The organism is Paraflavitalea sp. (assembly GCF_059502485.1).
Genome location: NZ_JCACET010000008.1, coordinates 589,078 through 611,777 on the forward strand (window position 1 = coordinate 589,078; position 22,700 = coordinate 611,777).

The 22,700-nt window shown below is 45.3% G+C and carries 22 protein-coding genes; 10 read left to right on the forward strand and 12 right to left on the reverse strand.

Features of this window, described 5'->3' with window-relative positions; translation table 11 throughout:
* Window positions 1-23: 23 nt before the first annotated feature.
* Entirely contained in the window at window positions 24-695 is a 672-nt protein-coding gene (locus tag AC5JBY_RS05140) for a hypothetical protein (protein ID WP_495903490.1), read from the reverse strand.
* Window positions 682-1,164 (reverse strand): RNA polymerase sigma factor, encoded by a 483-nt coding sequence (locus AC5JBY_RS05145; protein WP_495903491.1) that lies wholly within the window; start codon window positions 1,162-1,164, stop codon window positions 682-684. The genes AC5JBY_RS05140 and AC5JBY_RS05145 overlap by 14 nt, the downstream gene beginning before the upstream one ends.
* 158 nt (window positions 1,165-1,322) lie before the next feature.
* On the opposite strand from AC5JBY_RS05145, the gene AC5JBY_RS05150 reads away from it, so the two are divergent.
* Window positions 1,323-1,679, forward strand: a complete 357-nt coding sequence (locus AC5JBY_RS05150; protein WP_495903492.1) for an arsenate reductase family protein — start codon at window positions 1,323-1,325, stop codon at window positions 1,677-1,679.
* 203 nt (window positions 1,680-1,882) lie between these two features.
* On the opposite strand, the gene AC5JBY_RS05155 is transcribed toward AC5JBY_RS05150, so the two are convergent.
* Window positions 1,883-2,473, reverse strand: a complete 591-nt coding sequence (locus AC5JBY_RS05155) for a transposase (protein ID WP_495903493.1) — start codon at window positions 2,471-2,473, stop codon at window positions 1,883-1,885.
* Between the two features lie 255 nt (window positions 2,474-2,728).
* Between AC5JBY_RS05155 and AC5JBY_RS05160 the strand changes: the two genes are divergently transcribed.
* Both AC5JBY_RS05160 and AC5JBY_RS05165 read left to right on the forward strand, forming a co-directional pair.
* Window positions 2,729-3,331: a hypothetical protein gene (locus AC5JBY_RS05160; protein WP_495903494.1), complete on the forward strand. Its 603-nt coding sequence runs from the start codon at window positions 2,729-2,731 to the stop codon at window positions 3,329-3,331.
* Window positions 3,332-3,570: 239 nt separating this feature from the next.
* The gene (locus tag AC5JBY_RS05165; RefSeq protein WP_495903495.1) at window positions 3,571-3,930 is read left to right on the forward strand and encodes a hypothetical protein; all 360 of its coding nucleotides are present in this window, start codon (window positions 3,571-3,573) and stop codon (window positions 3,928-3,930) included.
* 74 nt (window positions 3,931-4,004) lie between these two features.
* Here AC5JBY_RS05165 and AC5JBY_RS05170 read toward each other — a convergent pair whose 3' ends face one another.
* Complete coding sequence (locus AC5JBY_RS05170; RefSeq protein WP_495903496.1) at window positions 4,005-5,078, reverse strand: DUF4421 domain-containing protein; 1,074 nt, start codon at window positions 5,076-5,078, stop codon at window positions 4,005-4,007.
* A 159-nt stretch (window positions 5,079-5,237) separates the two neighbouring features.
* A complete protein-coding gene (locus tag AC5JBY_RS05175; protein ID WP_495903497.1) occupies window positions 5,238-6,545 on the reverse strand; it encodes a patatin-like phospholipase family protein in 1,308 nt (435 codons plus the stop codon).
* 687 nt (window positions 6,546-7,232) lie between these two features.
* Here AC5JBY_RS05175 and AC5JBY_RS05180 point away from each other — a divergent pair.
* Window positions 7,233-8,015: a murein L,D-transpeptidase catalytic domain family protein gene (locus AC5JBY_RS05180; RefSeq protein WP_495903498.1), complete on the forward strand. Its 783-nt coding sequence runs from the start codon at window positions 7,233-7,235 to the stop codon at window positions 8,013-8,015.
* Here the strand turns inward: AC5JBY_RS05180 and AC5JBY_RS05185 are convergent, their stop codons facing one another.
* Window positions 8,016-9,641, reverse strand: coding sequence for a L,D-transpeptidase family protein (locus tag AC5JBY_RS05185; protein WP_495903499.1), 1,626 nt, complete (start codon window positions 9,639-9,641; stop codon window positions 8,016-8,018).
* 208 nt (window positions 9,642-9,849) lie between these two features.
* On the opposite strand from AC5JBY_RS05185, the gene AC5JBY_RS05190 reads away from it, so the two are divergent.
* The 4 genes from AC5JBY_RS05190 (at window position 9,850) to AC5JBY_RS05205 (ending at window position 13,107) form a co-directional block, all read left to right on the forward strand.
* Entirely contained in the window at window positions 9,850-10,434 is a 585-nt protein-coding gene (locus AC5JBY_RS05190) for a peptidylprolyl isomerase (RefSeq protein ID WP_495903500.1), read from the forward strand.
* Between the two features lie 828 nt (window positions 10,435-11,262).
* On the forward strand, window positions 11,263-12,093 hold the full coding sequence (locus tag AC5JBY_RS05195) for a DUF6159 family protein (RefSeq protein WP_495903501.1): 831 nt from the start codon (window positions 11,263-11,265) through the stop codon (window positions 12,091-12,093).
* A gap of 109 nt (window positions 12,094-12,202) precedes the next feature.
* Window positions 12,203-12,550 carry a DUF3127 domain-containing protein gene (locus AC5JBY_RS05200; protein ID WP_495903502.1) on the forward strand — a complete coding sequence of 116 codons (348 nt, stop codon included), beginning with the start codon at window positions 12,203-12,205 and terminating at the stop codon, window positions 12,548-12,550.
* An 80-nt stretch (window positions 12,551-12,630) separates the two neighbouring features.
* On the forward strand, window positions 12,631-13,107 hold the full coding sequence (locus tag AC5JBY_RS05205; RefSeq protein WP_495903503.1) for a hypothetical protein: 477 nt from the start codon (window positions 12,631-12,633) through the stop codon (window positions 13,105-13,107).
* 221 nt (window positions 13,108-13,328) lie between these two features.
* On the opposite strand, the gene AC5JBY_RS05210 is transcribed toward AC5JBY_RS05205, so the two are convergent.
* Together AC5JBY_RS05210 and AC5JBY_RS05215 are read right to left on the reverse strand one after the other, a co-directional pair.
* Window positions 13,329-13,913, reverse strand: a complete 585-nt coding sequence (locus AC5JBY_RS05210; RefSeq protein WP_495903504.1) for a hypothetical protein — start codon at window positions 13,911-13,913, stop codon at window positions 13,329-13,331.
* Between the two features lie 403 nt (window positions 13,914-14,316).
* On the reverse strand, window positions 14,317-15,153 hold the full coding sequence (locus AC5JBY_RS05215; protein ID WP_495903505.1) for a protein NO VEIN domain-containing protein: 837 nt from the start codon (window positions 15,151-15,153) through the stop codon (window positions 14,317-14,319).
* A gap of 324 nt (window positions 15,154-15,477) precedes the next feature.
* Between AC5JBY_RS05215 and AC5JBY_RS05220 the strand changes: the two genes are divergently transcribed.
* Both AC5JBY_RS05220 and AC5JBY_RS05225 read left to right on the forward strand, forming a co-directional pair.
* Window positions 15,478-15,849: a hypothetical protein gene (locus AC5JBY_RS05220; RefSeq protein WP_495903506.1), complete on the forward strand. Its 372-nt coding sequence runs from the start codon at window positions 15,478-15,480 to the stop codon at window positions 15,847-15,849.
* Between the two features lie 216 nt (window positions 15,850-16,065).
* Complete coding sequence (locus tag AC5JBY_RS05225; protein WP_495903507.1) at window positions 16,066-16,662, forward strand: hypothetical protein; 597 nt, start codon at window positions 16,066-16,068, stop codon at window positions 16,660-16,662.
* A gap of 111 nt (window positions 16,663-16,773) precedes the next feature.
* Here AC5JBY_RS05225 and AC5JBY_RS05230 read toward each other — a convergent pair whose 3' ends face one another.
* Genes AC5JBY_RS05230 through AC5JBY_RS05245 form a run of 4 tightly spaced genes read right to left on the reverse strand, consistent with a single transcriptional unit; the run spans window position 16,774 to window position 22,697 of the window.
* Entirely contained in the window at window positions 16,774-17,913 is a 1,140-nt protein-coding gene (locus tag AC5JBY_RS05230; RefSeq protein ID WP_495903508.1) for a VWA domain-containing protein, read from the reverse strand.
* On the reverse strand, window positions 17,910-20,102 hold the full coding sequence (locus tag AC5JBY_RS05235; protein WP_495903509.1) for a DUF5682 family protein: 2,193 nt from the start codon (window positions 20,100-20,102) through the stop codon (window positions 17,910-17,912). The genes AC5JBY_RS05230 and AC5JBY_RS05235 overlap by 4 nt, the downstream gene beginning before the upstream one ends.
* Window positions 20,103-20,128: 26 nt before the next feature.
* Window positions 20,129-21,205: an ATP-binding protein gene (locus tag AC5JBY_RS05240; protein ID WP_495903510.1), complete on the reverse strand. Its 1,077-nt coding sequence runs from the start codon at window positions 21,203-21,205 to the stop codon at window positions 20,129-20,131.
* 4 nt (window positions 21,206-21,209) lie between these two features.
* Entirely contained in the window at window positions 21,210-22,697 is a 1,488-nt protein-coding gene (locus AC5JBY_RS05245) for a DUF5691 domain-containing protein (protein WP_495903511.1), read from the reverse strand.
* Between the last annotated feature and the right edge of the window lie 3 nt (window positions 22,698-22,700).

Below are 22,700 nucleotides of genomic sequence, written 5' to 3' on the forward strand. Positions count from 1 at the left end.
CCTCGAAATAGAGATAAAAAGACCTATCCTTCGTCCTCAATCTGATTCAATAAGTTCTTCAGCTTATTGATATGCCTGCCATACAACCTGTTCACATACCAGATATTCAGGAAATAACTGCCAATCGCCAGGGCAACACCAGATACAGTAAACAAAACGAAATAGTCGTGCCCTGTGATATGCGTAAACATAGGAGGCATTTTATCATCGGAGCGGGGAGGAGTCTTGAATAAAACGATCAGGCCGGCTACAAAATAAGCAGAAGGAGTGAGCACCATACCCGATACAGAGTAAAAGCGAGTGTATTTCTCCAAAGTATGCAGCCGCTTCTTCAGGTTCAGCTTAACCTCACTATCCACCGCCTGCATTTCGTTCAACAACTTATTCTTGCGGAAATAATATACAACGAAAGAAGCGCCGATAATGCCCAGCAAGACGGAGATTTCCCAATACTGCCCATGCCAGGCAATAAAGTAATAAGCCATAGACAACGTATACAACACAAGGATCAAAGCCAGCTCCCAGCCCAGGTTGCGCTTGATCTTCGCAATCGGATTTTGAGAACGTTTGCGCAGGATGGCAGCAATCTCCTCCTCATGATTAGCCACAACAGGCCGCATTCCCTCTCCCTTTCCAGGATGGAAATCCTTCTCGTCCAGGTCCTTCCAGATCTCTTTGAGGTTATCCAAATCCATGTTCAACAACTTTAGTGAGTTTACGTAATTTTTCCTTGATCCGGTTCATCTTTACCCGTAGGTTATTCTGATTGATACCCAGGATCTCTTCCATCTCTTCATAACTCTTGTCTTCCAGGTACAGCATCACAATACCCCTTTCAATTTCAGGGAGCTGGTGAATAGCTCGGTACATTTGCTGTAATTTTTCTTCCCTTTCCTTATTATACTGAATATCCTGAATCTCCGTTGGCAGCTGGTCTGGTTCTACACTCTGAATATGCTTCTTTTGTTTGCGCAGATCCGAGATAGCCGTGTTCAACGCAATACGGTAAAGCCAGGTGCCAAACTTGGAGTCGCCCCTGAATCGTGGATAAGCCTTCCACAATTGGATCACGATCTCCTGGAAAAGATCCTGCTTATCGTACTCCGATGAACAATACAGGTTACATACTTTGTACAACATGCCCCTGTGTTGATTTACTAACACAATAAATTCATTTTGGTCAGGCTTGGACTGCAACTATGGGTGGTTTTAGCGAAAAGATACTAATTGGTCGGCGAATGTCGGAAAATATTACAGTTCCAACATCTGTTTAACCAACCAATACATACCACTTTTGAAACCAATCAGTTAACTTGCGACCCATGGAAAAAATGTATCATCTCGCCAATTGCACCACTTGCCAGGCCATCATCAAAGAAACCGGGGTCGACAAGGCAGGAATTGCCATGCAGGATATTAAAACAGAGAAGATAACAACCGCCCAATTAGAGGAGATGAAGAAAATGGCCGGAAGCTACGAAGCCCTCTTTAGCCGCCGCGCCCTCAAATACAAGGAGATGGGATTGAAAGATAAAAAGTTGACAGAAAACGACTACCGTGACCTCATCCTGGAAGAATACACCTTCCTCAAACGCCCCGTTACCATCCTCAAAGACAAAATATTTGTCGGCAACGATAAAAAGACCGTCCAGGCCCTCAAAACCGCTATCAAAAAGTAAACGCTCGGTTTTGTCATTTCGAACGAAGCCATTCGCAACTGTAAAGTAGTATGCAGTAACGGCGCAGTGAGAAATCTGCTTGCGAAGCAGAGGGGGGCGAAGCAGAAGGAATTGCCCGGTCCCTTTAGGGCCGGGACACAAAGATCAAATGCCCACATTGGGCTTTAGCCCAATTCCTATCGACGCAAAAGTTCACTCACCACTCAACTCTTAATCAGTCCCCTGATCAATCCCTCCATGTCGATCAGCTTTACCTGCACAGGCCCCTTCCGCCCGGCATAATCCCCGGCAGAGCTGTACACATATTCCTCCGGCAGGAAAACGATCTTGTCACGAACAGGATTCTCATGAATATAACTCAGGTGCTCTCGCACCTTGAAAGGCTGCTTGAAATCTACAAACTCAGGATTGCTGCAACTTTGCCACACCTGGTATTTCTCGATCCTCTTTAAACTCTGTGTGCAATGCTCAAAACGCCACAACATCCATTCACGACGCAACTCAGGTTCCAACTCGATGGCCTCCAAAATACGCGTGGCAGTGATCTTCTTAAAATCCCGCTCGATCATAAATAAACCAGTACCATCCTTGGCTTGCAACAGTAAATGTAGATGGTTCGACATGAGGCACCAGGCATGAACAGTAAGCCCCTTGTGAGTAATAAACTCATTCAGCGTTTGAGTAATGATCTGCTTGTAGATAGGTTTGACAAACACGTCTATCCAATCCACCGTATTGAAAGTAATATAGTGGCAGGCTTGCTGGTTGGTTGCACTGTTGATATCTTCCTTCATAGTGGCTCGATTTTAACAATGATCCGGATAACCAGTTAGAATTGCGAATATAAAATTACAAATACCGTTCCGTTCTACGGCCCGGTTAACTACCGGAAAACGAGCCCTTAATCACATATAATCCATTTTTTGGCGCTAAGACAGCATTTTTCACATGTTTGTGCGATTGTAAAGTCCTGCCCGATCCGATACGTTTGCAGAGTAAAAAATAACCAACCCGGATTAAAAAATTAACCTGGTAACAACATTTTAGCCATGAAAACAATTAGCGTATTGGTGCTGGCCATAGCATTAATGGCCGCCACCGTAACAAACATTTTTGAAGACCTCAGCGTCTCAGAAGACGATGCCAAAGAAAACGTCGTTTCCTCATTTGGAGGAGGTGCCATTTCAACCTCTTACGAGGTACTGAAAAAAGCAAAATCACTGCCGGTAGAAATGAGAGTAGCAGGCACACGGCAGTTGATCAAGTTCGCAAAGGAGTATTCAAAGACCCCCGAATTTCAGAAGAAGTACACGAAGTGGAGAAATGAACGCCTTGGATACAGACAAAAAAGAAAATTGGGCATACCCAATCCGATGAAGATGATCGACAATGCTGTTGACAAACAACTCAACAAAGCCGACGATGAAAAAAAGTATCCTTCCGATAGCAAGGAGTTGATCAAACAACGACTCAAAGCATTTCTGGATATCTCAGCTACAGTAGATTTTGATGCACAGCTCAACGGTAGCATGTTTGCCAACCCCGAGTACGAATCAAAAAGCGGCGAATGGAAAATGTGCTTCCGTGCCGGCAAAGCAGTAATACAAGCCGCCCGCGAAGAAGCACAGGCCTGGCTCAAAGAACTTGAATAGTATAAACAAAAGACAACTTGCGTAAATACGGGTGAGTCGCTCCAAAGCGGCTCACCCGTTTTCTTTATAACAGCTCAACCCATCGACTAACGACATTCGTCGACGATTTTACACTTAGGAAACCATTTCCGTGCATCTGTCACACAACACACCCAGTTAATCCACTTTGTGTTTTCTCCGCATTTATAGCGAATAACTTTATGCCTGTTACAACATTCGTTACAAGAAAAAGTATAGACATGAAAAAAAGAGCCAGTCAATTAATCGCGATCATCTGCTTGATGATGATGCACGTTGCAGTATTTGCACAAGATGATCAACCCACAGGAGGCCCCATTGTACCACGCTATGTGTCGGGAAAAGGATATTGGGTAGTAGAATCCAATGTAAACGTTCCCAAACAATACACGATCCATTTCTACAATAACGACCACGTAGAAGTATACAAAGAGAAAGTGGAAGGAGTAGTATTAAAACTGCAAAGAAGAAAAGTAAAAATGAACCTCAAAAGCGTATTGGAGACCGCCGTGGTAGCCTGGGAAAAACAAAAGCAGACAAAAGAAAATGAGGGATGGGTGGTCAACGCAATAAAGAACTAAAAAGAAAATGATGACAAAATCTCATATATGCATGTTATCATTACCCCTTCCAGTTCCCTGGGAGGGGTTCCTCTTTATGGAGCCGCCACCTCGAAGAATTTCAACTTACGCTTCAGCTTAGGTCCGGGAGCCAGCCGGTAAGCAGCATTGAGGCGCACATTACCAGTGCGGATGGCATATGAACCCTTATCCCCTTTAGTTTGAACACTGCTGTTTACCCATATTACACTAAAATTCATGCGATCACTATTATAACCAACCCCGACACGGTAAAGCAAGTCAGGGCTTATAGAAACACGGTGATCAGATTCGTCATCATACCATTGCTTTTGAAAACTGAAAGGAAAACTTACAGTAAGACCTCCGGTACCGTAAAAATGCTCTTTCACAACAACAGTATAAGCATAACCCACGCCCGGGCCAATATCGAAATAACGCATCTTGGTCACACCGGCAGCTTCATACATATCAGCCAATGCCCCCGGCACCAACGCACTATCACCCCTGTTGGTACCGTAATAAAATTCTGCACCGATTAACAGACTTCCTGCAGACCTTTTCTGCCATTCATTCTGCAGCGTAGCAGCCCGTAGCGAAAACCTTTTCCAATTGTAAATATAATAAGCCGCCGCTCCAAAATGCCGCATCTTGACATCTGGCCTCGTATACCACCCATCTTCATTTTGCGGAACAAGCCTTTTGGGAAAAGCATAAAACCCCTTGTACAATTGACCAAACACGTCAATGCTCATCTTGCGGGTATAAATATGAGATTGCAGGTCCAGGTAGCGCGTCTTACCCTTCGACTCATCCCTACGGTTTAAAAAATCGAAGCCATAAGCAAGGTTCAACGTAAACCAGCCATAAGTGGCGCCCACACCAAAATTCAGCGTAGTATTAGGGCGATATTGAAGGTCCCTGATACGCTCCGAACCACGGATACGTAAGGATGTATATTTCTGAGAAAAATAAACCCGGGAAGTGATCAGGTCAGTGTACGACTCATAAAAAGCCCGGTCAAACTTTTTTGATGTATCAGCCTGCGCCCAGCCCTTGAAGGAAGAGGAAATACATAAAAATGCAGTAAGAATAGCTCCTTGAATACCCGGGAGCAGCTTTGCTACTAAATCGTCCGCCTGTCGTTGCATAAACCTGCAATATCCATTTTTAGATTGAAATATAACAAGTACATGCAATATTACTGCCCGGCTATTTTTACGTTGTCATTTCGAACCCTGCCGTACGTACCTGTCTCCACAACCAGTATACAGGGTGAGAAATCTGCTAACGAAGCGAAAGGACTCCAATTACACAGGCGATACCAGCGTAGGACAATACAACCTTACCTGTAATTCTGTGAGGTTGGCAGCCTGTATAGCAAGATAAGTGAGCTCCTCTTTGGATAAAGGAGTCAGGTTGGTACCCACATTACGGGCGATGGTAAGTTGAGGTGGTTTTAGATTACGTTGCAGGATGGTTTTATAATCCACTTCGTTTTCAAGATAGGTAGTAAGCTCCCTGCGATACCGGTTAGGGTCGGCCACCCACTCAGGCTTGAATTGATGCGCCTCGATAACCTCCTCTGTGATTTTCCCATCAGCCAGGTTATTGATAAACCCGGGAATACATTGCTCCAGGTTCCATCCCAACGATAAATACGCGATCTGCCGTTTCTCGGTGGCAGCGTTGCCATAAATATCTTCGATCATCTGGAATTTCTTGATCCTTTCCATAAACACATCCATGGTCCGGATCAGTAAGATCACCAGGTTATTATACGACCCTTCAAAAGGCAACTTATCGCCCGCATCACTGGTAATGATAATATCACAACCATACATGCTGCCCTTTTGTGTGATCTTCTGGATACCCTGGTTATCATAAACACCCCCATCCACCAATTGAGGATTTACACGCAGAATATCCTCGGGGTTCACATAAAACTGCTTGTCGATATGAACAGGCGTAAAAGCAAAAGGAACACAGGAAGAAGCCATCACAGCACGAGCAATGGGGAAATCATCGTTCTTGAACCGCACAGGAGATTCCATATAAGCATATGACGAGTCTTCCATTTTCAACCGGGAAAAAGTAAACGGACGTGAAGTCTGTAAATTGGTAGAGCCAATCGCCAGTAGCGGCTTGTTGGATAACTTTGATAAGGTAGCCTGCTGATAAAAGAATTTATCATAAGCCCGCTCCACTTCTTTGCTCACCGGAAATATAGCAAATTGAAAACGCACGAATAAATACAACATCAAGCCAATCAGAATGAGCGATAACCATGCATAAGAAGTAAACAAAACATAGATCGCTGGCACCAGGAAAAGCAATAGGAACAACAATGTCCTGATGAAAGTAAAAGAAAGAAACACTTGCTTGATCACATTCTTAGATCCTAATGCCTCAAACATATACTTCTCGAAAGCATCAAAATCTTTATTATTCAAACAATAATAAGCACCAGTAATAGATCCCCCTGAAATAGTGCTCATCACATCGACACGTTCCAAAATGCCCATCTCATGCAGCTTCCGCAAAGTGCCCAGGTGAAAAGCAGCAGCGCGATATCCTCCACCCGATAAGGATAGACCTAATTTTTTTTCAACAGCCATAAGCTTTATTCAATTATGTTACAATGACAGATATGCGGTGCAAGGAAACAAACGGCCCTGCTAAACTGACGCTTTTTTAAAACACCGGCAATAGTATAATTACTTAATCTTTAAATGCCTGCATACCACAAATGAGTGAGTTATAGTCAATTAGTTTATAATGTTAGCATGATCGCGCAGAAGTCTAACAAAGATTAAACAAACAGTTGGAGAACTATATAAAAGCGAAAAGTGCACTCCGTAGGGAATACACTTTTCATGAACGCTTATTCCCTTTCGTTAATCGACTCCTTTTTCAAGTAGTTGACTTTTTTCCTGGGAAATCACCGTTCGATTGTACTATATGCATTGTAAAATTCATGCCAAATAATTACAAAAGGAGCCTTTACTGAAAATCAGGTAATTAAAATTTATGACAGCACCTGCTGAATAATAACGGGCGATTATTCTACACAAACACGAAATACAAACTGTAGAACAAATACCTGCATTAGACAGCGCGCAACGCTATATCTGCTCACTACACAAACGAACATTTGTATTACAGTAATGAATACTACTTAGCACACATAAGCACAAGCTGTTAAAGTTTGTTTAACACGCCACCAGGGCGAACCAATCAGCGCTGCAGAACGTCTTATGCAGAAGACAAACGAAACAATTCATCATAAATCACACTTGAAATCCATGCAGCCGAAAGCAAAACCATTTATTTTTTTAGTAGCATTGATTGGATGCGTAACAGTAGTATGGGGAACCACAGCCTTTACAGGCGTTGCTAAACCCGTTGTAAAAGAGGCAACTCCGGTAGCAGACCCCAGGCCAGTGAGCAAAACAGTATTATACGATAGCCTTCGATTGGACACACTGAAGCTTTCACGCGAAGCATTCTTATACGCTATGCAAGGCTACAATAGTTTGCAGCAATCAGGCGAACTCAATAACACACGATACCTCACCATTGCAGATTTTAGTATCCCCTCCTCCCAAAAACGCCTGTTCATTATTGATATGAAAACGGGTAAATTGATCTACAATACATACGTGTCACACGGTAGGAATTCCGGAACCGACATGGCTACCCATTTCTCTAACAGGCCCGAAAGCAATCAAAGTAGCCTGGGCTTTTATGTTACAGGAGATACCTACCGTGGATCGAACGGATATTCATTGAAGCTCGATGGAATGGAAGAAGGTATTAACGACAACGCGTTCATGCGCAAAATTGTGATGCATGGATCAGCCTATGTAAGTGAAAAAGTAATTGCCATAAAAGGCTATGTTGGCCGCAGCCTCGGTTGTCCCGCTATACCTGCGCGGCTTACTAAAGCCATCATCAATACCATCAAGAACGGCAGCTGTATGTTTATCTATGGAAACGACCAGCACTACCTGGCCCAATCCAAAATATTGATGCAGATGCGCACACTAATGGCTACCGATTCCATCACCACCGACACCATCAGCTAATCATTGCTTAGCTAAAGTCTCATCAACAGTGCCAGGCATAAATAATTTACGCCCCAGCTTTTCATCGTGACCATAAATATCGTCCCTGAATTGAAGCTGCTTATTGCCATCAACCCAGGCCGTATAATAATAAATGAGCACGGGAACAGGGTCTTTCACCCGGACATACTTTTCCTTGCCACTGTTCATGGCGCTGTCGATCTTCTCAGGCGTCCACTGCGGCTGATTCACCAGCAGGTATTCAGCCAGCTTTACCGGCTCACGCAGCCGGATGCAGCCATGACTGAAAGCACGTTTATCCCGGTTAAATAACTCCTTGTAAGGCGTATCATGAAAGTAAATATTGAAACTATTGGGGAAAAGGAACTTGATCTTACCCAGTTGATTCTTATCACCAGGCCGCTGGCGAATAACAGGCACACCTTCTTCCTCACCCGTGATCTCCATATTGTTTTCAGCCAGGTAATTGGAATTCTTTTCAATAGAAGGAAGGATTTCTTTCTTCACAATATTCTCTGGAACATTCCAGTAGGGACTGAACACAACTTGGTTCAGACTGCCGGAAAACATAACAGTACTATGCCCCTCTTTACCAACCACCACATCCATATTGAATAATTGATTAGTACCATCCTGAACATACAACTTAAAAGCAGGAATATTTACCCAGATCAGATTCCCTGAAGGCTCTGCGGGCATCCAGCGCATGCGTTCCAGGTTTACCAGCAACTGCTCGATCCGCTTCGATACAGGAACATTCAGCTCTTTGATCAGCGTAGGAGATACAACCCCATCCGCAGTAAAACCATAATTGGATTGAACAACCTTAATAGCCTTCACCAATTCATCATTGAAGACCTTGCTGGTATCGGCTGTAGCAAACTGTCCGGAGGCTTGCAATCTCTTTTTAATAAACACAACAACTGTATCGATACTGCCTTGCTTTAGTTTTTTCTTGGAAGCAGGAATACTCGACCAGCCACCTTTTTCTGCTATCGCCACATAATTACCCAGCTGCTGCTGCAAAGCCTTGTAATTATCATTCGGAACATCCTTGATGTCGAGCTCAGCCTTGGCCAGTTCCATCACGGATTGCTTTTTAGTTGGCAGCAAAGCTTCCAGAGCTGAAGCGCGTGCCTTCTTACCATCATACCTGTCCCAAACATAATTCACATAACGCCAGGTAAGCAACAACTCCGTTTTACGGATGCTTGCATCACCAGATGTGACATGCAAGCTATCATCGGCCATCAGGCTTTCAAGGCGCCGGTCAAGCGCTTTCCTCGTAGTGCCACTATCCTTGGTATAATCATACAAGTTTCGGAAAGCAAGCGCTTGTTCCGTAATTCCGTCACTTGCAAACCAGGCATATTGATAATTACGCGCATTATAAAAGTTGCGCATGCCTGAGCTTAAAGTGTCATTGAGCTTTTGCTCGGCAATAAAAGCCTCCATAGACATGCTGTCAAGGAAAAGATCACTATAAGAATTCGCTTTGGAAATACTATAATTCCGTGGAGTGAGGTTGTTATCGACGCGGGCGGTACCACCTTGCTGCCCGGGCTCATCACTACAGGCAGCAAAAAAAAGTACGGTGGCGGTTAATACAAAAAGTTGTTTATGCATACCCACTCCCGCATTCAAAACACATGCCTCCAGCTATTCCACTATGATTTTCAATTATATAAGCTCAATATAGCTGTGGTGAACCCGCTACATAAAACAGAACTTCCCTAATTTGCACCTCAGTCGCCAGCCTCTGGCTGGTGACGCCTATTTCAAAGCCTCTGGCTTTGCTTTAAGGACGATTAAAATCGACACAAAACCAGCTATAATGCCTAAAACTTTCAGATACATATTTGTAGCACTCTCGATACTACTCGCCGCCTGCTCCTCCAACAAATACAAGAACCCCCACGTTGAGATCGAAACCAAAATAGGCGACATCGAAATAGAGCTCTATCCCGATCAGGCGCCAAAATCTGTAGCCGCTTTCCTGTCCTACATCGAAGCAGGATATTATAAAGACGGAAGCTTTTACCGCGTGCTCAATGCCGATAACCAGCCATCCAATGCACCCAAGGCCGAACTGATACAAGGTGGACTATATGGTAAAAAAAGGCCCGAACTGCCTGGAATACCCCATGAGACCACGGAACAAACAAAAATTCTTCATAAAGATGGCGTCATCTCCCTCGCCCGCCTGGAGCCCGGCACGGCCAACACGGAATTCTTCATCTGCATAGGCGACCAACCCGGTTTCGACTTCGGTGGCGAAAACAACCCCGACAAACAAGGCTATGCCGCCTTCGGCAAGGTCGTAAAAGGCATGGACATAGTACGCCGGATTTACAATATGCCCGAGGATGAACAGCGCTTTGACCCCCCTGTTCCTATTTATAGCATAAAAAAATTATAGGAAGGGAAATAAGCATTTTTAACAAATGCTAATAAATCATAATGCAATTGAGTTTAATCATGAAGATCATTTTTGGATTTACAATTCATTAATAAGCAATTATTTAATTAATAATTCATAAAGACATTCTCTTCGGTAAACTCCCTGAGAGAGCAAAATATGCTCTGGGCTCAATAAATAGCAAATTATTATTATTTATAGTCAAAAAACCGTTGGGCATGAGGGGCAAAAATGGCTGAAACCCTTACTGGCAGAGGGTTTTATATTTTCTTTAAGACCTTAGAGATCATTAAAATGCCAAAAACTTGATTTACACCGCAACAAAAGTCGCTGTACTTTTACATCAGAAACGGAGACGATAGGTAAGCAGAGAAGAAAAAGAAAAGAGGATAAGAAAAGCTTAAGAACGGTAGCAAGAGGCTACCACTCAAATTAGATCATTACGTTTTTTCATATGGCAAGCAATCGTTAGAGGTCGTCTGTTTCTACAGGTGACCATTTTTTTTTAACTAAGTCCTGCGGGATTCTACACAAACACATAAGCTGCCAAAACACACATAGCTGGTACGCTATACTCCGGTAATCGATTGCCCCTTACACATGGATTGTTTTGTCTTCCGCGATTGAGTGGCGCTAACCGCCAAATAACTTGACCTATTCAGTCATGTACGAGCTGTCATGGGGTAACCCTGGCCGAATACATCGCCGCTACAAAAGCTAAAGGCTAATACCTAAAAGCTAACCCCTCATGCGCTTCCTGCGCATATTGGAAATCGTGAATGAATGTCGTATATTGGAATAATCGTACACCCTTAAATAAACCACTATATGTCATTCTTCACACGCTTGTCCAATGGCTGGCAGATTTCCATGAACAGCTTTAAAGTACTGAAGGAAAATAAACAACTTATTCTCTTTCCCATCCTTTCAGGAATATCCATGATACTCATCATGGGATCATTCTTCCTGGTCATGTTTGGCCTCGCCGGTTGGGATACCTATGGCCTTGAACAATTCGACGATTGGGTTTACATCGTGTCCCTGCTTGGCTACTACCTCATCAACTACTTTGTAGTCGTGTTTTTCAACGTAGCGCTTACACATTGTACGCGACTCTATTTCCGTGGCGAAGAAGTTACCCTGCGCAAAGGCATCGACTTTAGCATTAGCCGCATTGGGGCCATCTTCTCCTGGGCCTTATTTGCCGCTACAGTAGGCACCCTTTTAAGATACATACAAGAAAACACAGGCTGGTTAGGAAGAATTATCATTGGTCTCCTCGGAATAGCCTGGAGCGTAACAACCTTCTTTGTAGTACCGGTGATCGCTTACGAAAACCTCGGCCCGCTCGGCGCATTCAAACGCTCCGCAGGCATTATGAAAGAACAATGGGGCGAAAGCGCTGCTGCTACTTTCAACTTTACCGTGATCCAGGTACTCGCCATTCTGTGTATATCGATCCCATTATTTGTACTGGGATTGGCCATTCATCCTGCAGTAGGCGTTGCATTAGGGCTGTTAAGCGCCTTTGTCGTGATGGCGATCCTGAGCGCTGCACAAACCATCTTTATCAGCGCCATTTACCACAAGATCAATGGCGATCCGGTACAGCATTTCAACGACCAGTTTGTTGAGAACCTGTTCGTATACAAATCATAATTACCACATACAAAAGAATATGCAAAAGCCGGTCACAAGACCGGCTTTTGTGTGTACAAAATAATCATAACCCAACCGGCCATTTCCTTAAATTTGCCCAAAATCACTTATGGATATCAGCGGAAAGATCTTACAGATGTTGCCACTGCAAACAGGACAGGGCAAAAACGGAACGTGGAAAAAACAAGACTTCATCCTGGAAACAGCCGATACATACCCTAAAAAGGTTTGTATAGCAGTATGGGGTGATAAAATCGACATGAGCGGAGTAGTACCTGGCGCACAGGTTACCGTATCATTCGATGTAGAAAGCCGTGAGTTCAATGGCCGCTGGTACACAGACGTAAAAGCCTGGAAAATCGTAGCAGGAAACAAAGCCGGCGGTGCACCAGCCTCCGAGCCAGCTCCCACCTTCCACAACGTTCCCAGTGGAGCAGATGATGACCTGCCATTCTAAGATCACACAAGCACACCATAAAAATACCGGCTATAACACACACACGTTATAGCCGGTATTTTATTTAGATTCGCTCAATCATGAAAGCAGCTACAGTACACGAACTGAAAGATGAACTACAACAACTGCCCGTCAAACAATTGGTAGAACTATGCTTACGCCTCTCCAAATTCAAGAAAGAGAACAAAGAGCTGCTCACCTACCTCTTATTTGAGGCCCATGACCTGCCCGCATACATTACCGTGGTAAAACAGCAGATGGATGAAGCCTTCGAAGCCCTCAATACATCCCAGATTTTCCTGGCCAAAAAAACGATCCGCAAAACCCTCCGCATTGCCAACAAACACATCCGCTTTACCGGTAGCAAATTGGCCGAAGTAGAATTGCTCATACACTTCTGCACCCTGCTGCAGGGAGCAGGCATCAACTTCCGCAAAAGCACCGCCATGGACAACCTGTACCACAGCCAGCTCAAAAAAGTGAACGCTGCCCTCAAAACCATGCACGAAGACGAACAATACGATTACAAGCGGGAAGTGGAGAAATTGATGAAATAAGAAGGGGCAACATAGCTTTCGCACGTCGCCCCCTATATCGCCGCTTTCCTATAGCCTTGGCTTTATTAATCCAAAGATAAGGGTTACAACGATATAGGAGTGTTTAATCGGTGCCCATTGAGTAAACGGGGAGCTTACGCCACATCTTTTTCGCAGCTCTGCGAGACTTGTAGTCTCGCAGCCCTATTCCAGGGCCTTTGGCCCTATCGAAGCAAATGCTTTTACACGTTATCTTTCACAAAAAAATGCCTTAATAATATCTTGGAAACAGTGAGCAAGGTCCATCCTCCTACCAGGCCACCGACTACCCCGATTGGAATGCCCCAGGACAACATCGTTTTCAAAGAATAACTGGCATTGCCAAACCCATTCGCTAATAGGCACACGAAAGCAGTACCCGCCATACCGGCAAAACAGAAAGAAAGGTATATAAACCATTTGACCCCGGAATAGATAGATCGCCGGTACCAGGCCATAAAAATCGAGAAAGACACAATGCCAGCGGCGGTCAACAAAAAAATAAAAAGCGCCAGGACAGCTGCCAATGCTAAACAGGCAATAACGGCAACCAGGAAACCTATTAAGAAAATCATCATAACCATAAATAAGCCGGGGTCTGAGTCAGCAACATCGGCAATGCCAGCCTTACCCCCGGAAGGATTATAAACAGAGCTATCTGCTTGCGCCAGTAGCAAAACTGCCGGAAGCAGGGCTGACAACAAAAGGATGAATCTTTTCATCGTGGAGGTATTCGGGGTATATTCTTTAAAGATACACAAAAAAAGAAGTGCCATGTTGGCAGGCAATAGCCTTTCGTTGACTTGGAGTACAAGGGAATGTTAAGCCAGATTAGTTATTCAACCCACAATTTCTGTAATGCTAACTCCGGGGATAAGCCGTAGATAAACCATGGATGGACCACAGATAAAGATGGCTACGAGTAAGGCGTAAGTAAACCGCAAGTAAACTGAAAGTAAACCGCAAGTAAGCGGACGCTATTTCAAGGCGCCCCAAAGGCTACCGGAAGCGTTCCGGAGAGAAAAGAGATGATATGTGCCGGCGTCAGTTCTCAATACTTGAAAGAGGTTTAAAATGACTACCTAAATATACTGATAAAATGGCAGGTTAGATTCAGTAAAACAAATAAATTCTTTGATATACAATCACCCCTACGGCTGAAATCGATTGGTGTATTACGTTATGGCGACTTCAAAAGCGACCTATAAATGTAACAGGCTGTAGCTTGCAGAAGTCCTCGTACTTTCCTTGCTTCACAAAGAATTGAGGGGTTGTAGCAAAGTTGTAGACCCTATACAAGAAAAAATTATTGAAATTTTCAGCAGCAAAGTCTAATTCACCCCGTGTCACATAGAAAGGACTTTCTTTTGAAAGCTTAGTAGTTTTTACTTCAATATACTTATCTGACCCATCTTCATTTTTTGAAAGAATATCATAACCCAGCCCATCACCCGATTCCTTAGATACCCATTTGACTTCCTCAGCTAAAATTGCCTTACCAACTGTTACAAGGCGCCAACGCTCATATTCAAACACAAACTTTTCACCCCCTTCGCCAAGCAAACGATTATTTTGCTCTTTTTCTAAATAATTAATTTTTATAGGGCGACGGCGATAGGTAGATGTAGGCTCCTTTAATTCTAATTGTGTCGGCTCTTCACCTACAGCCTTTTCAAAATTTATAGATTGATATGGCTTTGATATGGCAGATTCATCTGCAAACTGTTGGAACTGTTTTTCCAGAACGAATAGATGGCTTCTGATATAGCGAGCCACTTCTTCAGATAATATGCCTTGAAAATTGGGCATAGGTTTATAACCCTTAATAAAAGGCAATTCCATTTTTAGCAAAACTGCACTAATATTTTGGTGCTTAAATTCTATTGAGCCGTCCGATCTGTTTTCCAACAGAGGACGTAAAGCGTTGCGGTGCTCTGTTTTACTATACTTAACTTGCGAAAGCTCCTTTTGCAGCATGCTAAAATAATCCGCTACAATGAGCTGTACTTCTCTTTTAGTCCAATCCATATCGGTTCCTGTTAAAGGAAAAATTGGTTGCGATACGAAGCAAAGTAGCAAAAACCTCGCATTTTGGCCAGGAGTCCTCCGATCAGTACTCTTTCTTTAAAAGGTATTTATCATGCCTGTAAGCGCCAAAATCATCTCTTTTACTGAGCAATTCTCTGTATTGTGCCCACTTACAAATAAATATTTCTCCTGCTCCATTGATTTTCATCGTATTTATACGCAACTTTGCAGTAACTGCACTTTATCTTATTGGAAATTTCTAAGCACCGAACCGCACCAAAACGAGCCTGCCAGGCATACGAAACAAGTAAAAACAACGAATAGATGTACACACAAGTATGGGCTAAGTACCTGCCGATCATTAAGATACTGCTGAAAAAGTCCATCACGGACAATCAGGATCTAACCCTCAATCGCATCGATTTTGAGAAGCTGGGCATTGCCCGTAAGGCTGGTTATAAGTTCACCATCCTGTTCGAGGAAGGTAAAGCCGCCAACACCATCGGCAGTTCCCAGCTCGCGAGAGACCTCGTTACGGTATTGCTCGAAAACAACGATACCAAATACCTTTTCAAGCACAACACCTACGAGGTTACCCTCACCCCCAAGTTTGTGTTGCAAATAGTTAACAAGACCAAGAACCCGGTGCCGCTGCCTTCTGCTGAGCCCGAAACCGAGCAAACAGAAGAAGAATAATACAAACGGAACCGGAAGTACGAAAATGCTACTCTATACATTTTCGTACTTCTGCTTTCCCTATGCTCCCCTTTACGACCAGCCGCTAGACCGTTTTTCACTCGCTACGGCCAGTTTTCAGCTTCCATTTCCCAACTCATTCCTAATTTTTGCCACCCCATACATGGCGTGCAACGAACACCCACCCCACGGTTGTTAATTGCATAAAATATAGCCATGAAGCAAGTGTATGTTATGGCGCTGGCCCTCGCATCGTTGGCCGCGTGCAAGAAGGATAATGCCCTCAAATCACCTAAACAACCCGGAGACCAACAACCGGAAATGATCTATACCGATCTGCAAAACCAGGAACTCAAGTTCCAGCAAGGAAAAGTAATAGACCTCGACAAAGACGGCTCAGCCGACATTGGCTTTGCCACCTGGTACATTGGAGACCCTATCGAGAAAGAAGACGAAGTACTGTTCTTTGCAGGTTCCTATATTCACAGCAACATGTTGATTAATGATGCCAATACCTCTCACGCTTTTAACCTGGGCGAAACCATTCCGGTAGGCGCCTATCCCGGACATGAATGGTACCAGGTATCACAGGTAGAAATGGCGCTCAAGAACACGCCTGAAACCGGTAGCCCATATTGGGAAGGAGCTTGGAAACAAGTGCACCACCAATACCTCGCCATTCAGATCGTAAAAGACAACAAACGATACAATGGCTGGATAGAAGTCTCCTTCGACACAGCAGGAGAAAAACTGGTGCTACACAAAGCAGCCATCAGTAAAGAAGCAGAAAAAGCAGTAATAGCCGGGAAATAGATCCCAATAACGCAAATGCCCACCTCGAGCGAGTGGGCATTTGAATTCTATAGCTGGGAGAAAGCAGTAGCTAAAAACAAATACATCTCGCCTTCCAGCCTTCCCGGCAAATTATTTCTTTAGAACAAGGTCTTCCCGCGCAGCCCACATCCCCACATCTTGCTTGCTCAAAGCTGCAGCCATCAGGTCTGGAAACTTATCCGGCGTACAGGCAAAAACAGGAATACCTAAATTAGAAAGGAATTGAGCATTTTGATGATCATAAGCAGGAGCACCATCATCACTCAGCGCCAGCAACACCACAACCTGCACGCCAGCCGCTACCAGCTCTGTAGCCCGTTTGCGCATCTCTGCCTCATTACCACCTTCATACAAGTCGGTGATGAGCACCAAAACCGTATCCTGCGGCTTTGTAATGATCTGCTTACAATAAGTGAGCGCAGCATTGATATCAGTACCCCCACCCAGTTGCACACCAAACAACAGCTCTACCGGGTCGGTCAGTTCTTCCGTAAGATCAGCCACTGCAGTATCGAAGACTACCATCTTGGTTTTGATAGCAGGGATAGAGGCCATCACGGAGCCAAAGATGCCAGAGTAAACAACCGAAGACCCCATAGAACCACTCTGATCCAGGCATAGCACCACATCCTTTAGCGAAGACCGTTTACGGCCATAGCCAATCTTCCGCTCGGGAATGATCGTTTTATAATCAGGCTGATAATGCTTTAGGTTTTTCTGAATAGTAACAGGCCAATTGATCTCGTGATGACGCGGTCGGTTATTGCGGGCACTTCTGTTTAGGCTGCCCACAATAGCCTGCTGAGTAGGCTGCGCCAGTTTGCGCAACAATTCATCCACCACCTTACGCACCACCTGCCGGGCAGTGTCTTTGGTTTTATCAGGGATCACCCGGCTAAGTGTCATCAAAGTTGCAACCAGGTGAACGTCGGGTTCAACATTTTCCAGCATCTCCTTCTCAAACAACATTTGCGTCAGGTTCAGTCGCTTCATCGCATCCTGCTGCATCACCTGCACCACACTCGAAGGAAAGAAAGAACGGATATCACCCAGCCAGCGCGCCACGTTGGGCGAAGAAGGCCCCAGCGACCCCTTGCGGTCATTATCATACAACGCCTCCAGCGCCTTGTCGATAAACACATCCTGGTCTTGCAAAGAAAACCCGGTGCCGTCATTCTGTTGGCCACCCAATATCAGGCGCCACTTGCGAATATGCCCTTCATTCGTCATGCATGCGTAGTTTGAGAGAGATTTAATAATTGCAGAACAACAGGAATACCCTGCTTCGCCCTTTCAGCATCTATACCAGTTACAGCCACAGGAGATGCATTACCGGTAGAGCCAGACTTTACTTTCTCACCCAGCTTCCTTCGTTCAGGTTGAGAAAAGTTGGCAAACGTTCTGCGCAATAGCGGTAAAACCTGTGTAAATACATTAGCCTGCAAAGAAGCAACCCAGCTATCTATGAGGCTCCAGAGCCCTTGGTCGATCAGCAAGATGGTGCCACTACCCTTTAAAAAACCCTCCAGCCAGGCAGCTGCAACATCAGGCGCATTAGCTACTGACAGCGCATAGCTGAAGGCCTTACTCAGCTCTTCACCCTCCAGCAATTTATGATCAGCGAGCAGGCGTGTGGCATAGCCGCGGATCGCCGGAGAACTATTCAGCGAAGCAGCGATTATTTGCAACGATTGATGCCATTGAGCAGAAATACCAGGTTGCTGCAACAAATTCACGGCATCATTCAACTTAAAAAATAGCTCCAACAATTCCTGCGCAGCGTCTTCATTCACACTGGTAGTGGCCGCAGGCAGGCTCACACAAATACGCGTGATCATACCGTCCACAATACCAAGCACCAGCTCACTATCAGTTTTACGAACGTTGCCATATCGGGAAATACTTACCAGCGAAGGCACTACCACCATAAGCTGCAGCACATCACCACTCGCTGCTGCAAGGTTGTTGATCCGGTCGATCAGGCCGGCAACAGCTTTATCTACCTCTGCCGGAATAGCCTTCTCAAGCAATTCGCACACGGCGGTTAGCGAGTCGGCAGACCGGCCTTTTTCCAAAGCAAACTTTTCGGCTGCTTCCGCTACCGTATTACCCCAATTACCCTTTTCAATAATGCGGATCGATAATTCAGGCTCCCATTGCAGGCGCCACGCTTCTTTAAAAGTGCCTTTACCAGAAACACCCTGTTGCTCACCCCAATGGATCTCCAGCAATTGCAGCCGGTGCAGAAAAATACTGCGCTCCAGGTCCGTATCCTTACGCAGGTCCAGCACATAATCCTTCCAGTCGGCAGTAGCCGGTAAGCGCAAACGCTTCTGCAGCTTTTCAATATCCAACTGCAGCGGCGGCTTGGGAATTTCCTCCGGCACCACACCGATCCGGTTACTTACGATCAGTTCATTATGGATCAATTGCAGCAAAACACTTTCACCATTACACAGCACACTCCAGGTGGCCTCATTCAGCTCCTCCAACCCTGCCTTCGGCAGGTTCCGCAGCGAAGCCAGCGATTCTGCCAACCGCACCGCCTCGATCACATGCGCCACAGATGTATCCATATCTTTCGAACGGAACAGTTGCGCCACCTTGGCCATCCACCGCGTACCATCATCAGCTGGGTGCGTCCACACGTGGTCATACCAACCGGGCGAATGGATCCCTGCACCATAACCACTGAAAAAACTCAAACGACTATAAGTCCAGGGAACCCAGGTACATTCCACTTTTACCTTCGGCAACCCCTTCAGCAGATCATTATCCTCCTTTTGCTTAGGCATAGATTGCAAAGCCGGAGCATGCCAGGCGCCACAGATCACCGCGATGGTGTGAAACATTTCCTTCTCAGCTTGTCGGATGCATTTACGCATCCACGCTTCGCGAAACAATTCCCGTTGATCCTCCTGCACAGGCAATGACTCCCTCAACACCTGCATAGCTTCAGACACCGCTTCAAACACCTGTTCAGAATCCTGACGGTGCTCAAACATATGCTCCCACCATTTCTCACCATCACTATAGCCAGCAGCTTCAGCGAGATAACCAACAGGGTCCTTTACAACCGCCTCCCTTGGCTTTTCCTTTTCCAGGGCAAATTGATGCGCCGCAGGCAGATCTATAAAACGAACATGAATATGTTGAGCACGCGCATATTGAATCGCCTGCCACTCAGGAGAAAATTCAGCAAACGGATAAAAAGAAGCCTGCTGCGGATCATCAGGTTGATAAACCAGGATAGCCACAGGCGGCGTAAGCCCGGTATGATTGGCCCATGATAGTAACCCATCCGCCTCCGGCGGACCTTCCACCAACACGATGTCAGGCTTCACCTCCTCCAGGAAAGCCTTTACATTTTTAGCAGAACCAGGTCCATGATGCCTTATACCAAGAATATGAACACCCATAATAAGAAACTCCTAAGTTGAACATTTTACAATTCCCGACACGCACGATAGATATCTTTCCACTCCTCCCGCGGCTTCACCACAGTCTCCAGGTATTCCTGCCACACGAGCTTATCCTGCACAGGGTCTTTTATCACAGAGCCCACAATGCCCGCCGCAAGATCGGCAGCCTTCAACTGACCATCGCCAAAATAGGCAGCCATGGCCAGACCACTATTCACAACAGAAATAGCTTCAGCAGTACTAAGCGTACCACTCGGCGTCTTGATCTTGGTTTTACCATCCATCGTCACACCATTACGCAGCTCGCGGAAGATGGTCACGATCCGTCTGATCTCTTGCAGCGCAGGAGGCTCAGCCGGCAACTCCATGACCTTTTCAAAACTTTCTACCCGGCGTTTCACAATGTCGATCTCCTCCTCTATAGAATCAGGCACGGGCAGGATCACGGTATTGAAACGGCGCTTGAGCGCGCTCGACAATTCGTTCACACCCTTATCCCGGTTATTGGCAGTAGCGATCACATTAAAACCCTTAACCGCTTGTACCGATTTATTCAATTCAGGAATAGGAAGCATCTTTTCAGAAAGAATAGTGATGAGCGTATCCTGAACGTCGGCGCCTATCCGCGTCAACTCCTCAATTCGTACGATCTTTCCCTCTTTCATGCCACGCATCATAGGCGTTTCCACCACAGCCTTATCAGTAGGCCCTTCAGCCAGCAACTTGGCATAGTTCCAGCCGTAGCGGATCGCTTCCTCACTGGTGCCTGCAGTACCCTGTATGATCATGGCCGAGTCGCCACTGATAGCCGCAGCCAGGTGCTCACTTACCCAGCTTTTAGCAGTGCCAGGCAGCCCATACAACAACAAAGCCCTGTCAGTAGTAAGCGTCGCCACGGCAATCTCCATCAGGCGTTTATTACCGATATACTTGGGCGTTACCTCAAAACCATTCTTCAGCTTGCCTCCGGTAAGATAAGTAACCACAGACGCAGGCGTCAGCTTCCAGTTGGCTGGCCGCTTTCCGCTCTCCTGTTTTTGTAATTCTTCCAGTTCCTGGGCAAACAGCTCTTCGGCGTGCTGGCGTAAAATAGCAGACATGATATTATTTTAAATCGTTAAAAGATTGAAACAATTGAGACTTTAAGTGCAATAAGGAAACAACATAACTACTGATACCATCCCAGGCAGATTGATTATAACTTTCGTCGGCCTTATAGTTCTTCAATTCAGTAGCAATACCCACGGGCAGCAAATGAATATGTTGATTATAGAACCCCCGGTTGAATTGATAAGGATTCTTGGCAGTATGCTCGATCACCCGGCGGGTAAGCGCCATACTCCATTCAACATCTTCTTTAGTGAGAAGATTAACGGCCATATCACCCACGCGACCGAAGTGATGTAAAACATAAGCTTCGCGATCCCCCTTCGACAACAATGGCAGGATATCAGTATAAAACCGGTTGTTATCCCCCATGAACAAAGGTGCCCACGCAGCGTTCTTAAACCTTCCGGTAGCCATGCCGATAGCAGGCAAATACCTCGAAGCTTCATCACTTTCCAGGAACAGATCAATTATTTTATCAGGAGCAAGATTGAAATGCGACTCCCAAAAGTGCGGAGGAATAAAATCGATCAATTGATAAAGAATAAACGCTTCATCAGAAGTATCTTTTTGATTACTGAGCTTTTCAATACCAGATTTAAAGACCTCCTCAGGAACGTCAGACAATTGAATATGCAGATAAGACTTTGCCTTGCCCAGTAAAGATTTCTTTTCTTTCAAAACAACAGACTGCCGAACCACCTGCCAGTATTGTTGAATAATAGCAGAGCCAGGAATTAACTTCAGCAACCGCATCCCTTCTTCCTTCACCTTTTTACCCTTCTCCGTAGCTAAACCTTCAAGAAAAGGAATATCGTCATCACTAATATTATTAGATAGAAAAGGAAGAAGCGCAGCCTTGGTATTGGCATCCTCCTGGGGCCACGTCTGTTGCAGCCATTCCCTCGCTTGAGCGGGATGAGTAGCCCGTACCTTTTGCAAAACGGCTTTCCGCTGTTCGAGAGAGCCGGTTTGCCAGATTTCATCATCAGAAGCCGCAATAGAAAAATCCCAATCGGAATTAAAGCGACTTAACCAGGCCCCACGTTTACCACAACACATACCCAGCAGCGGCTGCAAATACTTGTGTTGCACGCCCAGCGATAACACAACAGGCAGCAGATCTGGTTGTATCACCAGTTGCTTATGCGCACATTGCTGCAGCCACAAGGCGAGCAGTGGAATACTCTCTTGGTCCAGGATATCCTTCAATACCTGCATAGAAAAAGAAGAGCAATAAGAAAGCTCTTCCGGTTCTGCTTCAGGTATGCTTACCGGCTCTTTTTGTAGCGGCAATACACCGCACTGACGATAGTTGAACGCCAGAGCAGCCAATTGCAAAAACTGTTCTTCCTTATCTGCACCCTTACCTTCCATCACCAGCGTAGCTGCATCCGACAGGTCGGCCGGTAGCCGTTCAGCAGAAGCTTGCTTCTTTTCAGTACCCAGCAAAGCAGAATTTAATAGATCATGCCACCATTCCATACA